At 32.5% G+C, this 14,870-nt stretch carries 11 protein-coding genes; 5 read left to right on the top strand and 6 right to left on the bottom strand.

Annotation, left to right across the window (positions count from 1 at the left end; all coding sequences use genetic code 11):
• Positions 1-262 precede the first annotated feature (262 nt).
• The 4 genes from QL232_RS23330 to QL232_RS23315 all read right to left on the bottom strand — a co-directional run bounded on the left by QL232_RS23330 (position 263) and on the right by QL232_RS23315 (position 4,968).
• Positions 263-478, bottom strand: a complete 216-nt coding sequence (locus tag QL232_RS23330) for a hypothetical protein (protein ID WP_281615977.1) — start codon at positions 476-478, stop codon at positions 263-265.
• Positions 479-518: 40 nt separating this feature from the next.
• Positions 519-3,263 (bottom strand): sulfatase-like hydrolase/transferase, encoded by a 2,745-nt coding sequence (locus QL232_RS23325; protein ID WP_281615976.1) that lies wholly within the window; start codon positions 3,261-3,263, stop codon positions 519-521.
• Positions 3,264-3,655: 392 nt separating this feature from the next.
• Positions 3,656-3,904: a hypothetical protein gene (locus QL232_RS23320; protein ID WP_281615975.1), complete on the bottom strand. Its 249-nt coding sequence runs from the start codon at positions 3,902-3,904 to the stop codon at positions 3,656-3,658.
• Between the two features lie 296 nt (positions 3,905-4,200).
• Positions 4,201-4,968, bottom strand: coding sequence for a hypothetical protein (locus tag QL232_RS23315; protein WP_281615974.1), 768 nt, complete (start codon positions 4,966-4,968; stop codon positions 4,201-4,203).
• Between the two features lie 703 nt (positions 4,969-5,671).
• On the opposite strand from QL232_RS23315, the gene QL232_RS23310 reads away from it, so the two are divergent.
• The 4 genes from QL232_RS23310 (at position 5,672) to QL232_RS23295 (ending at position 10,079) form a co-directional block, all read left to right on the top strand.
• Positions 5,672-6,904, top strand: coding sequence for an FAD-dependent oxidoreductase (locus tag QL232_RS23310; RefSeq protein ID WP_281615973.1), 1,233 nt, complete (start codon positions 5,672-5,674; stop codon positions 6,902-6,904).
• A gap of 142 nt (positions 6,905-7,046) precedes the next feature.
• Positions 7,047-8,078 carry a serine hydrolase domain-containing protein gene (locus tag QL232_RS23305; RefSeq protein WP_281615972.1) on the top strand — a complete coding sequence of 344 codons (1,032 nt, stop codon included), beginning with the start codon at positions 7,047-7,049 and terminating at the stop codon, positions 8,076-8,078.
• A gap of 134 nt (positions 8,079-8,212) precedes the next feature.
• The gene (locus tag QL232_RS23300) at positions 8,213-9,160 is read left to right on the top strand and encodes an alpha/beta hydrolase (RefSeq protein ID WP_281615971.1); all 948 of its coding nucleotides are present in this window, start codon (positions 8,213-8,215) and stop codon (positions 9,158-9,160) included.
• Between the two features lies 1 nt (position 9,161).
• Entirely contained in the window at positions 9,162-10,079 is a 918-nt protein-coding gene (locus tag QL232_RS23295) for a dienelactone hydrolase family protein (protein WP_281615970.1), read from the top strand.
• Positions 10,080-10,414: 335 nt separating this feature from the next.
• On the opposite strand, the gene QL232_RS23290 is transcribed toward QL232_RS23295, so the two are convergent.
• The gene (locus tag QL232_RS23290) at positions 10,415-12,766 is read right to left on the bottom strand and encodes a TonB-dependent receptor (protein ID WP_281615969.1); all 2,352 of its coding nucleotides are present in this window, start codon (positions 12,764-12,766) and stop codon (positions 10,415-10,417) included.
• Positions 12,767-13,411: 645 nt separating this feature from the next.
• Here QL232_RS23290 and QL232_RS23285 point away from each other — a divergent pair.
• A complete protein-coding gene (locus tag QL232_RS23285) occupies positions 13,412-13,924 on the top strand; it encodes a lipase family protein (RefSeq protein WP_281615968.1) in 513 nt (170 codons plus the stop codon).
• A gap of 39 nt (positions 13,925-13,963) precedes the next feature.
• Here QL232_RS23285 and QL232_RS23280 read toward each other — a convergent pair whose 3' ends face one another.
• Positions 13,964-14,869 (bottom strand): helix-turn-helix transcriptional regulator, encoded by a 906-nt coding sequence (locus QL232_RS23280; RefSeq protein WP_281615967.1) that lies wholly within the window; start codon positions 14,867-14,869, stop codon positions 13,964-13,966.
• Between the last annotated feature and the right edge of the window lies 1 nt (position 14,870).

Raw genomic sequence — 14,870 nt, 5'->3', positions numbered from 1 at the left:
TACAATGATAAGATGGGTTGATGTGATAAAATCACATCATTGAAATGGGGATATTTCAATGAAAATTAGAAAGGAAAGGGAAATGTATATGGTTTGGCAAGAATTGGTTGTTTAAAATTGAAAATACCCTTCTATATTTTTTATAATAAATATTAGAAGGGTATAAATTTATTTAGATATAAAATATAGTAACACCAATAAGTAATTAGAAAAACAAAGAATATAGTAACCTGTTTTTTATTTGTGTTACTAACTAGAAAGTTTATTGTTCGCAAATATCACTAGGAGTTTTGATCGTGAACTCCGTTTGTTCAGGCTTGAATTCAACGATAATATGATCTCCTGTATCAATCTTCAATCTATCATCAGAAATAGTCGCTTGCCTTCTCACCTCATCAATAGGAGGATTATACCTATAATATTGTTCGTCTTGTATTTGGTAATAACTTTCAGTTCTTGCATAAAAGATATGATTCAAAGAAGACGAGAAGAATATAACCAAAAATCCATTTTCAATTTCATCTTTTAATTAACTTTTTAACTTCTCCATTTTCTAAAACAAGATAATACAATCCAGCCTGTTGGCCCGAAAGATCTAGGCGATCTGAATAAGCACTTTTTATCAATATTCCTAAAGAATTATAGACATGATATTTTGCAATCAAACCATCTCCATCGATAATAAAAGTGCCGGTAGAAGGATTGGGGTATACAGTGAAATATTGTTGACTTCTGATATTATCTTTAATATTATCATCAATTGAACTAATTATCCCCTCTTTCCCAATATTTATTTCTAATGTAGTAAATACCGTTTCATCATCATATAACTTAGCTATCACATTTACTTTTCCTCTTGACTTTCCAATAATAAAACCTGTTGCTTTATTGATCACAGCAACGGATTCATCGTCTACAGACCAGATAACTCGTTGATTTAAAGAAGGAGATAATGAATAGTGCAATTGATAACCATACTCTACCTCTAATGAATCTGTTAATGCATCAATAGATAACGTAAAATCCGGATGATCATCCCAAATTGTAACCAACAAACTATCATAAACATCTTCATACCCTGTCATACTCGCTTTTACTAAACAAGTTCCTGATACAGTAGGAGTTATCATCCCTTCATTACTGATCATTGCCTCACCAGAAATATGATCTACAGACCATGATATTGCTTGATCATTAGGTGTTGCAACTGCTTCAAATTTATATGTCTCACCCACTACGAGAAGATCTTTATCTACTGTGTAATTGTACAGCATATCAACTTCCGCTTTGGTTACTTTAACGTCATCAACATCTAATGTCGCGAAGTTTTGAGTACTGATATAAGGTGTTAAAGCTAAACCTTTATTCCATTTTTCAGCATCAGGTCTCAAAGAAAGAGAGAAACTTTCCCAGCCTTCAGGAGTAAGAGAAACACTAGTATTTATTTCCGAATCAAAAGCACCATAATTTACAGTCTCTTGACACCTTAACTTTCCTTCCCAAAAATATAATTGTCCGGGTACTAAATCCTTTACTTTCATTCTAAAATTAACTTGTTCCCCTTGAGAAATACATCTAGCAAATTTGTTATTGCCTTCCTGTATTACTTCCATTTTAGTTGAAGGATCTTTTTGAGAATACCCTGACTTAGTGAGATCATAATCTAAATCGTATGCTTCAAAAAGATCATAAAAAGAATAAGGAATGTAATTAGTATTGATAAAATTGGCATGAGGAATCATTTCTTGAAGCTGTATTCGGAAACCTTGAATTTCTTCGGTATACAAAGGGTTCTCTATTTCATTCCTCCACTCATTTGGATCTTTAGTGTGGTTATAAAACTCTTCTTTACCTGATCCATAACGAATATAACGATACTTTTCACTTCTTAAAGCATAGTTTTGTTGACCTATATCGTCTGAATGTGGATTATGTACTGATTCTAAAGCAGCATTTGGCCCTTCCCAATCCATCGTATTTGGGTTTTCTAAAAATGCCCTCAAACTATGACCATCTAATTCTGCCCCACTCTCACTTTTCTTCGTATCTCCATCCATTCCTAATAAATCTTTGAAAGTAGGATAAATATCAATCAAGCTTACAGGATGCGTAACCTCTTTTCCCTTAGAAACTTCATACCCCGGCACTTTCATAATCATAGGAATACGTGTACTTTCTTCCCAAAGTGTATTTTTAGCTAAATAAAATTTCTCTCCTACATGAAAACCATGATCTGAAACCAAAACAATCATTGTATTATCTGCAAAAGAGCTATTTTCTATTTTGTTTACAACAACTCCAATTAAACTATCTGCAAACGCGGTACAGGCTAATTTACTTTGAAGATATCTTTTGATCCCCTCTTCTTCTGTGGCATATGAAGCTAAAAGTGCTTCATATTTATCAAAAGAACTATTATTGTAATGTTCCCGATATGTATCCTTTAGATCATCTTCCAAAATCTCTGGCAACATTAAAGTTTCTAATGGGAATTTATCGAAAAAGGACTGTGGGGCAACATGTGGTGTATGTGGTTTCATTCCTCCATAAAACATAAAAAAAGGTTGATCATTTCCTTCTTCTTTCATGGCTTCATGTCGGTCGATCATTTCTACAATATAATCGGCATTATTTTCATCCGCCATTTTATCTCTATCCATATCACTGATATATCTAAAAGCCGTTTTTGCATCATAATTATTTCTCCATCCTCCTTCAGGGATATCAGATAACGGAGCAAAAGTTGCATCTAACACTCCTCCAGAACTACGAAAAGGTTCAGGAATTGAAGGATGAACCATTGTATTAGTTCCATCCCACGCATGAGGTCCTTGATCCGGCTTAAACCCTGTTGTACCTATTGGATTGTCTTTAGATTTATGAAAAATTTTACCTGTTGTATACGTTTGAAATCCATTTTCAACAGCATATTCCATAAGGTACTTCGTATTATTCAATATTGGATTTTGTGAAATATCATCAAAAGCAAAGTTGCCTGTTGTTGAGGGATACAACCCAGATAAGAAACTAGCTCTCGAAGGTGCACAAATTGGAGCATTAGAATGAGCGTTAGAAAAATATACTCCTTGACTTGCCAACCGATCAATATTAGGCGTTTTTGATTGCGGATGTCCTCCCATAACACCTATATAGTCATTCAAATCATCTATGATGATAAATACTGCATTCTTATGTTGTGAATAAAGTGAAGAAGAACTAAGAAAAAGTAATAAACTAAAGAGTAAACTTCGAAAGTTTGTCATTATCATTTCGCTGCTGTTGAGTTCATTGCAATAGAAATCTACTGCCATATCATTGAAAAAGTAATATAGAACTTCAACAGCCTATTATGGATAATAAAACAGATTAATACTAACACAAAAGTAACATGGTTAAAATGGATAGATATAGCAACTTACCTTATCAAGCTTTCTATATTTAAAATTCCCATAAATACTGTTTTTTATAAATTTTGTGCAGTTTTGTTAGTGTAGTACCATCTTATAGATTCTTCTTTGAGTTTTAATAGCTCATAATGGCGAAACAAACAGCGTTTCAATGCCGACTAGCGGAATATTATTGCCAACTTCATAAATACTTTATTGCGATTTTTTATAAATGAGTTTTACTTAAAACCTCTGTTTGATTTAGATTGCTACTCTTCCACTAAATATTTATTACTAATATCAAGCATTAAATTAAATTGCCTTGATTTATAATCTTGTGTAGACACCATCACAGTATACTTAGATTCTTTTACTACACAGCAATAAAAACCATTTTCTTCATGTTTATTAAATTCAAACTTGATGTTATTGTTTGTTTCAACACTTTTTACAAAACCTGCAAATTCACAATTACTGATACTTTGTTTCTCTCCTTTAGCATTATATAGTGTAAACATTATCCTTTCTACTGTACCACCACTTAGTTTATAGGGAACTAAAAATAACTTCGAAGCCTACTACTTTTGTAAATTTCCTTGTTTTAGAGCTTACTAATGTTTTATCTCCAATAGTGACTCCTTTAAGGTTTTGACTTAACCCTATTGTTACTGATAACAAAAAAAGAGTATAAATGTAATCCGTATAAAACATATGTTTTTTTACTTTCAATAATTTTGTGATTTTTTCTTGAAACTGATTTGTACAAAATTCATATAGTATGTTATTGTGTTAACCTTTATACCCTTATGTAAAATTATTTTTTAAAACATCCTTTAAAAGCATAACCTGCTTTATGTTCTCCTGTATTTTTATCTGTATATGCTATAAAATAATAACCATGTGTCTCAGATAAAATATAAACCTCTTGTCCTCTTTTTACTAATCCTATTCTATTACTCAACTTGCTTGGAGTATGCCTTAAAACAACGTTCTTCAATACAATATGGGTAATATTTTCTTGAAAATTATTTTCAATAATAGTAATCTGATTGTATTCATTTTTTTGTTTAAAATTAGTTACAGCTTGGTTATTTGAATACATAAAAGGAAGTACAAAAGTAAGTATCCCCCAAGGACTAATTCCTAAATATTGTAATATTTGAATATATGGTTGTTGGAAAAATTTCTGAAAATCACTTATAATTTCATCTATATTTTGAGTGTCATTTTTATGGTCATTATTTAAAGGATTTAATGCCACCGAATCTAATACAGATTGGGTTATAGAAAGAGCATCGTATGAAGAAGTATCTATTCTTAAATCTGACAAAACATTAATACCCCTCATTGGTTCTGAATGTAACGTCGCAATACTCTTTGAAAATACTGATTGAGATTTCTCAATATTCTCAATAATACCCCTTATTGGTTCTGAATGTAACGTCACAATACTCTTTGAAAATACTGATTGAGATTTCTCAATATTCTCAATAATACCCCTCATTGGTTCTGAATGTAACGTCACAATACTCTTTGAAAATACTGATTGTAATTCTTTTATTTTTTCTTTATTGTTATTCATATAAAACAGTTTTAAATTATTACTTTCAATAAAGATCAATAAAAAATCTAAATGACACAATAATAAACATTGTTAATTTATTAAACATAATGAAAGTTGTATATGTATATGATCAATTAAGCAGATTATTGAAGTAAACACCTTATTTAGTTGTTAATTCAGTATACATTCTTATTAAGAAATGTTTATTATAAGTGAAAAGCATTAATGAATTTACTCTACTAATACTTTTCAATTTCTTCCAATTTAAGCCTCTTTCTAAGACCCATTAACCATTTATGGCCATTCCTTCATCCATTGATCAACTATATGCAAAGAGTGTTTCTAGTGCAGTAAGGCACCGTATGACAGTTCCTTTTCTTTCATGATTAAGATGAAAAAATGAATTCTCAATAAAAATTAAACATATTCACTCAACTACACAGAGATCATTAATCTTTTTCCTGATCAAACTTTGAATGAATGCTTTCTTCTTTATAAGATTTAAGCCAACAAACCTCTGTAGTTAATTTTATTGTTTTCATTAAGGCGGAACCCTTCCTACAGTCTTCTAGTTTAAATTATGCTCTACCTTCTGAGTATCTTTCCCCCACTTCTAAGAATAATTTCTCAACAAAATAAGAGGTAAACTGTTTATCTGTGTAGGATCATTTGTTTGATCAACTCTTAAGCATTGAATTGATTAATATACGATAGGAAATTAATGGAAGATAAGGTTTACATCATCGGAGCGGGGGTTAGTGGTCTAATTGCAGCATATGAACTAGAACAATATGGCTACCACCCCATAGTTATTGAAAAATCCTCTGAAGTTGGAGGAAGAGTGAAAACTCTCCAGGAAAATGGTTTTGCGTTAGACGTCGGTTTTCAGGTATTACTTAGTGCCTATCCTCTCGCACAGAAGTATTTGGATATGGAAAAACTGAACTTAAGAAAACTAGCATCTGGAGCTCTGATATATTCCAATGGTCAAGCTTATCGTATTGGTGATCCACTAAGAAATTGGAATATACTTTTCCCTACCTTATTGTCTGATATTGGATCTATTTATGACAAACTGAAAATTCTACAACTCAACATAAGCTTAAAGAATAAATCATTGAAAGATATCTTTAACTCTACTGAAAAGACAACTTATGATTACCTTGTTGATTTTGGCTTTTCTACAAAAATTATCAATCGATTCTTTAAACCTTTCTTTAGCGGAATATTTTTAGAGCCTGATTTAAATACCTCAAGTAGAATGTTTGAGTTTGTATACAAAATGTTTGGAGAAGGTCATGCAACTATACCTCAACTAGGTATTGGAGAGATAAGTAAACAACTGAAAGGTAAATTGAAACATACCGAGTTCATTTATAATACGGAAGTGACTGAAATGACAAATGATTTTATTACACTTGGATCTGGTGAGAAGAAATCACATCAAGGTGTAATTATTGCCAGCAACACTCCTTCTTTGATCAATCAAGAAGAAGTAAAGTGGAAATCTTGTATGTGCATATACTTTGAAGTAGATCAAACTAATATCCCTCAGGAAACCATTGCTTTAATTGCCGACACTGAAAAATTTGCCAATAATTTATATGCCTACCGAGATCATAGTACAAATAAGACTATTCTTTCCGTTACTTCATTAGAAATTAAGAATCACACAGATCAAGAAATTATTGATCATGTAACAAAAGAAGTGAAACATTATACTGGAGCATCTACTATAAAATATATAAAGCATTACAGAATAAATAAAGCTCTTCCAAATCGTAAAAACTTAAAAATGACAGTCACTGAAAAAGAAAACAGGTTATCTGAGAATATATTTATTGCAGGTGATTCTCTATTGAACGGTTCATTAAATGCTGCCATGGAATCGGGTAGAAATGCAGCTATACAGCTTATTAATTACAAGAAAAAGTCATTAGAGATAAGTCAATAATTTGTGAAGCATTTTTAGATTCATCATTTGTGTTAGTATTTCAGTGTAGTAATTTTAAATATATCGAAAGATCCATTTTAAAATTATTACCTTAGACTTTATAGTTTCTCTGCTACCATAACACAAATAGACTTCATCTGAAATGCAAAAGAAAAAAGCAAAACAGCTCTTTAGAATCATACTACTTGTTAGTACTGCAATCTCATTATTCTATGTCCCTTGGATTTTAGTTAGGGCTTGGATTGTACCACTTCCAAATACGATTCAAGAACAAGTAAATGAAGCAATAAGTTACGGGTTCGATGGTATGATTGTTTATGTTGATGAGGCGGGTCACCCTCCTGCGTTTTATACTGGTGGGTGGAAAAATAGAGAAAATAAAATCCCTGCTGATACTAACTCATTGTTCAAAATTGCAAGTATCAGTAAATTATATGTTGCTGTTGCTATCACCAAGATGGTTAAAGAAAATCGCCTATCGTTGGATGAAACATTAGCAGATAACTTCCCAGAACTTGTTGGTAGAATCGAAAATGCTGAACAGATTACTTTAAAGATGATGATCCAGCACCGTTCAGGAATTCCCAATTTTACAGATAACCCTGCCTATTGGGAAGATGAACAAGAAAATGGAAAAAGAGCTCTCGATTTTGCCCTTGATTTACCCGCTAGTTTTGCTCCAGATCAAGGTTATGAGTATTCCAATACAAACTATTTATTGTTACGCCAATTGATGGATAAAAAATTGGGATATAGTCATCAACAATACATTAAAGAGAAGATATTATTACCACTAGGTTTAAAGGATACTTATTTCTCCATTCACGAGGTAGATTTAGAAGATGTGATGAGCGGTTATTATGTCGGATACGAGGAGGACTTTAAAGCCAATGACTATGGTATGCTAGCTACAGCCAAAGACGTAGGTACTTTTTTAAGAGCATTGAATGATGGCTCTGTTTTCAAAGAAGGTGAGCAAGAAATTTACCCATATGAATATAATCATGGCGGGTTAGTCATTGGCTATCAAAGTTTAGCTGAATACCATAAAGATATTGATGCTGTTGTGATACAGTTTATCAATACAACAGATTTTAATGGTTATGAATGGAATCTATCCGAGATCATTATTAACCGCATTGTCAAAATATTAAAAAAGCAGAACGAAAATTAAAGTGCTATGGTCATTTTATAAACTCAACAATTTCTTTCGTTGAAAAATCAATGACGTTAGTTGAAAAAATTTTGATGAGAGTGATAGATTTCAGACTTTTCAATGATTAAAATTTGAAATGAAATATCATAAGTGTGAAACATCTAACAATTATCAGTTCTGTTATTCTTCTGTTGGCTACTTCCTTAATTTCTAATGCTCAACAAAGTAAACCGGTACCTCAATTACAAAACATCAAGTACGGAGAACATGAAAGAAATGTAATCGACATTTGGTTTGCTGAAACCAACAAAAAAACACCATTAGTTTTATATATACACGGCGGAGGTTTTACCTCAGGTAGTAAAGAAAAGTTGAGTGCAAAAACTTTAAATTCCTTGCTAAATGCAGGTATTTCAGTAGCAGCAATTAATTATAGGTTAATTACCGATGCCCCACTTCCAGCAGCCCACAATGATGCCAAAAAGGCACTTCAATTTATTCGATTAAATGCTGATCAATGGAAAATTGACAAGTCAAGAATTGGCCTTCATGGAGGTTCTGCGGGTGCTCAAATCTGTATGTGGTTAGCATTTAGTGATGAAATGGCAAATACTGAAAGTGACAACCCTATAGAGAGAGAATCTACTCGAGTAAGTTGTGTAGCCCCTTTTTCTGGACAAACAACTATGAATTTAGAGTTTTGGGAATCACTTTTCAAAAAGCATCTAAATGAAGGTGCTAATACTCAAGGTGCTTTAGATAATAACTCAAAGTTAGTAAAGAAGCGAAAAAGAATGTACGGAGGTAAAACAATGGAAGAAACTAATTCAATCGCGAATAGTTTATCTGCCATAACTTTAGCTTCTTCAGATGATCCTGCCGTTTATATGAGTTATAATATGTCTCCTAAGTCAAAAGCACCTAAGAACCCTAAAAAAATGAAATCTTGGATCATACATCATGTAGATTTTGGTATTGCATTACAACAAAAATTAGATCAACTCGGTGTAGAGAGTGATTTAAAATATCCAGGTGCTAGGACTAAATATGTTTCTGTTGTAGAGTTTTTTAATGAACATTTACAGAAAGAGAATTACTAAAATGAAATCATTATATACAATACCTCTTTTTATTTTATTATTTACACAATGTACTACCTCAACAGACGAAGGTGTTACACCGAATGATACCATTGTTGAAGATGTTGTTATTGAAGAAGAGACAATACTTGAAATTCAGACAGGAAAATCCATTGATACAGTAGAGGTCAATGGTACGAAAAGAGAATATACTATTTATATACCATCTACTTATGATGGTACTTCACCCCTTCCTGTACTTTTATCATTTCATGGACTAACCAGTAATATGGAGTTCAATTATGGCTACACAAAATTTCATGAACTGGCGGAAGAGGAAAATTTCATTGTGATCCATCCGAATGGAATTTCAAATAAATGGGTACTTACTAATAACAATAATATAGATGTTGATTTTGTCCAAATCTTATTAGATCATATTGAAAACAACATGAATGTCGATATGAATCGAATCTATTCTACAGGAATGTCTATGGGAGGCTTCTTTAGTTTTCACCTTGCCTGTCACCTGACAGATCGAATTGCTGCCATTGCTTCAGTTACAGGTTCAATGTATCAACCAACGATAAATACTTGTACTCCTTCCCGTTCTATTTCTGTTCTACAAATACATGGAACGGAGGATAAAATCGTACCCTATTCTAGTATTGAAGGCCTACTTACATTTTGGACCAATCATAATCAAACAGATCTTTCTCCTGAAATTGAAAGTGTTCCTGATATAAACACCGAAGACGGAAGCACTGTAGAAAGGTACACCTATTCGAATGGAGAGCAAGGATCAGAAGTACTTCACCTAAAGATCACAGGCGGTGAACATGATTGGCCTGGCTTTAAAGGAAATATGGATATTAATGCTTCATTAGAAGTGTGGAATTTCTTGAAGAACTATGATCTGAATGGCACCACTAATTTCTAATAAAAAGCTTAGAGAAAAGATATTATATACCTATGCTGAATAGTATTTTCCTAACAATATTTGATTGACTTTTAAAGGGAGGATTAACAAAGTATAGACAAAAGAAAAGGGGGACAAATTTGTCCCCCTCAAACAAAAGAATTCCAAAGCAAAACTCGGAATTCTAAATTGTGTTGCCCCCACCGAAGAGGGGGCACACTGCTTAACGATTCATATGATAAAGATGTACTGTTTTTTTTGTTTTTGCAACATTTTACAGAATTATTTTAAAATATTTTATAACAATTTCTAGTTCGATATGACTATTGAAAAATAGAATATTACAATTCCATCATTTAAAACATAACCTTATACGCAATGTTTGGTAAGATTAGTACATCTTTTTTATCAGTAATTTCTCCCGTCTTTTGGTCCATTTGGTAACCATAATATTCTGGAGCGCCCAGTGCATTTATAATTTGTAATGTCCACTGTGATGTATATTTAGGCCTAATAGTTTTATACAATGCACTTACACTTAATATCTGACTTGACGGATATTGTTGAGAATATGCCGCATCATAATTATAGACAACATCTCCAGTTTCTTCTGTTTTTTGCTCATCTAATGGATGCCTTCTATCCCCACCCATAAATGTGAATTTTCCGTTAAGAGAGAACACTTTATTTTTTTCTGCTCCTATGTACCATTCTTTGCCTCCTAACACATTAATCACATAGTTTTTATTGAATTGAGAATTTCGTTCTACACCATCTCCTCCTGTATACTTAGAATCAAAAATTGATGAGGTTAAAGTATAATAAAATCCATTCTTCAGAAATTGTTCAAATGTGAGATCTATACCAACATTTCTACCTGTTCCTTCATTCACAAGGGCACCATCAACATAAAATTCATGCGTTAGGTTTAACATAGAAAAGTAACTACCCTCGATAACAGGAATATTGTATAAATCCTGATAGAAAATTTCTGATTTAAATCGTAATGAATTATTGATATTCCAATTGTATCCTAAGACATAATGGTGTGCTTTTGAGAAGTCAAGGTTCTTATTGGGGTAAGTCAATTGATCACCATTCTGTTGAGGCAATAGGTAATAATGAAGTGCTTCAGTTTGACTATGTAAACCATAGCTAAAAGATAAAGAATGCCAAGGGTTCAACTGATACTTCACAGAAGCTCTCGGTTCTATAGAATACTGTTCATTCCCTTCAAAATATTGTGCATATACACCAAGGTTCATTGACCAATTACGTGATAATTGAAACTTCGATTGTGAAAAAGCCTGTAAGAACATTGCATTCCCATTTCCAACAGCAAAAGTTTGCATCGGATCACCTGCACCTTCTGCCTCTTTCATATTGATATCATAATGTTTTTGGGAAATTGTGATTCCAGATCTATGCGTATGCTTTGGACCAAATTTGTAATGAACGTACGACTTATATGTAAGGTCATACTGCACATTTTTATAATCATTTAATGGGTTTTCTACTAAAGATGAATTTAACTCTGAAGACTCCCAATAAGTGGCATTCCCTGACATTCCCACAATATTTTTCCAATATCCATTTTTATTGATGGGTAATTGATAGGAGATACCTGAACCGCCAAATAAAATATTTGTAGAAAAGCTCTGATTCGCATCATCAAAAGTCCACTCTGTCGAATCCATAGACGCATTTCTATATTGTCGATCAGCACCACCTACAGCCCATACATTCCATTCTCCACCATTTTTAGTAGGAACTACAACTTTAAATGATAAATCTTGATACCCTAAGAATCCCATTTCTTCTGGTAAAATTGGTGCTAATACAGCAAACGTCGAATACCTATAGTTAAATAAGTAAGTCGCGTTTCCTCCTTTTTTAAAGGGACCTTCAGCACCAAAATCGATACCATTTACACCTAACTGAGCTTGAAAAGAACGCTTCTCCGCATTACCTTCTCTTAAGGAAAGATCAAATACCCCTGCCATTGCATTACCATAATCTGATGTAAAAGCACCAGTATAGAAATCTGAATTATCTAAAACATAGGTACTAAGAGCAGTGACACTACCTCCTCCAAATGCAACAATATTCGATAAGTGATTAGGATCTGGTATAGGCATATCCTCTACTTGCCATAAGACTCCTTTAGGAGCATTACCTCGAATAACCATACCATTACTACCCGTTGACCCAGCGACACCCGCAAACGAGGTTGCCATTCTTGCAGGATCATCAAAACCACCTGCATACCTACTCGTCTCTTCTACCGTAAATTGTCTACCCGAAGCGATGGCCATCGTATTTTGTGGTTCATCTTTGGATGAGGTATACACCACTTCAACCTCACTCAATACGGTTTCATCTTCTTGTAACGAAATATTTAATTGATCATTACTTCCGTTGGGAACAGCTAATTCTTCAAAAATAAATGACTGATAACCCAACATTTTAAATTTGACATTGTACCTCCCAGCTTTTAAAGAAAAAGAAAACTTACCATCATAATCTGTGGTCGTAGATATGGTAGAATCTCCTAATTCAGTAAAAACTAAAACCCCTACTATTGGCTGCTGATTATCTTTATCGATGACTTTACCATTAACCGTATGGAATATACTTTGGGCATTTAGATGCGTACAGGATAAAAACAAGATTAGCGAGATAATTATTTGTCTGATATTTTCTCTCATTATTATTTAGTAGATAAAAATTGATTGAATATGTCAGTAGCTTATAACACACAAAAAACTGATAAACTGAAAGTTATTTAATTGAAGTATTATCTATTTTGTATGATTTGTTTTGTTTTACAATACTACTTTACAATGTCAAACTTACGCTGTGGTTGGGTTTTTCTCACTAGCATAACGGGTGGGGCGTTATATATATCTACTGAGTTGTAGAATAAATTATCTGAATCGTTATCGATGAAAAACTAGCCAAAAGGCAAGCATTTTAGTCTGTAATAATTTCTTAACCTACTAAAAATTGAAATTATATTCTCTAACTGGAATGAGTAGATAGCAATATCACAAGATGGGTTACATCTCTATTTTATTAAAAAATCACTTAAAACTTACAATACTCTATCAATAAAGTGCAATTTCTAATTCGATATAGTCATGAAAAATATGTATATTGATTGTGAATCCTGTAACCATTATATATTTTTTTGAAGTGTCTAATGTGACACTCCTATAACTAAGATTCAATAAACAACGTACACTTCATTATTGATTATTCATTTAATGTTATCTGTGAGTTCACTTTTAGTCAACTCCTACCTATTACTTTTGTAGTATTAATAATGCTGTGCCCATTTCAATAGTACTATCATGAAATTTAATGACCATATATCACATTTCGACAACAAATATACCACTAGTGGTATTGAATGTTATGTAAAAACTGAAGAGCAAAAACTAGTAATTGAAGTTCACCCCTCAAAGAGTATTTTCCCATTATTTGTTACTCGATTAAAGTACCAAAAAAGTGATGGCTTCCATAAAGGGTATCTTAAGTCATTTAATGCGATAAAAGCTCAATTTGATGTGGATTTCCAATATAAAATATCTCAATATAATGACATTCAGATCACTGGTTTTAGTGTAGGCGGAGCCATCTCTCAGATTTTTGCACTATACTTATACAACGAGTTTAATATAAAATCAACGGTCATTACTTACGATAGCCCTACCCCCTTCAACACAAAAAGAAGAAATGAATTTGATGCAGCGGTTCTTCACCAAGAGCACTATGTATTTGGTATTGATATCTTTGGAGACTTCCCTCTGAAATTATTTGGCTATGAATTCCCGAAAAATCAGAAGGACTATAAATTTGTTTAGCATACGAAACTACAGTTAGGTCTAAACTATATCAAAAAATTAATTGTCTCTATATTCTTTTGGCGTTTGTCCGGTCTTATTTTTAAACAAACGACTAAAGTACTGCGGATATTCAAAACCAAGGTCAAATGCAATTTCTGAAACTGATTTGTTTGAATTGACTAAGTTGTTTTTTGCTCGTTCTATAACAAAGAAATGGATAAGGTCCTGTGTGTTTTTACCTGTTTCCTTTTTTAATAAATCACTCAGATAGCTATCGGAAAGATGTAACTGTTCTGCGAAGTAATGAACTTTTGGTAATCCATTAACAACAGATTTTCCTTCTTCAAAATAGTCTTTCAGTAATTTATTAAAAGAGCTTACTATACTAGTATTTTGCTTTTTCCTAGTGATAAACTGTCTACTGTAAAACCTTCTGATATAGTTGAATAACAACTCAATATTGGATACTAAAACGTCTTGGCTAAATTCATCCAAATTAGACTCATATTCTTCCTTAATCTTAAAAACAATATCATTGAGTGTTTTCTTTTCTTTTTCAGACATATGTAAAGCTTCGTTCACTTCATATGAGAAGAAGCCATACTCTGATATTTTTTCTAAGATATTATATCCTCTAATTAAATCAGGATGAAAAAATAATGACCAACCTTCTAGGTCGCCTATTTCAGAAGTTTCATCGATCTCAAAAATTTGGTTAGGAGAAAGACCAATCAAAAACCCTTCACTAAAATCAAAATACCCTCTTCCATATCGAAAGGGATGAGCTGTTTTCGACTTAAAGGTGATGTTATAAAAAGGTGTTCCTACTTTAAAATTCAGAACTTCATGTGGAATCGCTATGTCAGATAAATTAATCACTGAAATTAACGGATGACTAGGCTTATCACAACGAAAAGCATCATGAAGCTCTGAAATTGAATTTATTTTTAAGAATTGACTCATA

Source organism: Flammeovirga sp. SubArs3, from assembly GCF_947387565.1.
Lineage (GTDB): Bacteria > Bacteroidota > Bacteroidia > Cytophagales > Flammeovirgaceae > Flammeovirga > Flammeovirga agarivorans.
This window is presented reverse-complemented; position numbering and strand designations above follow the sequence as displayed.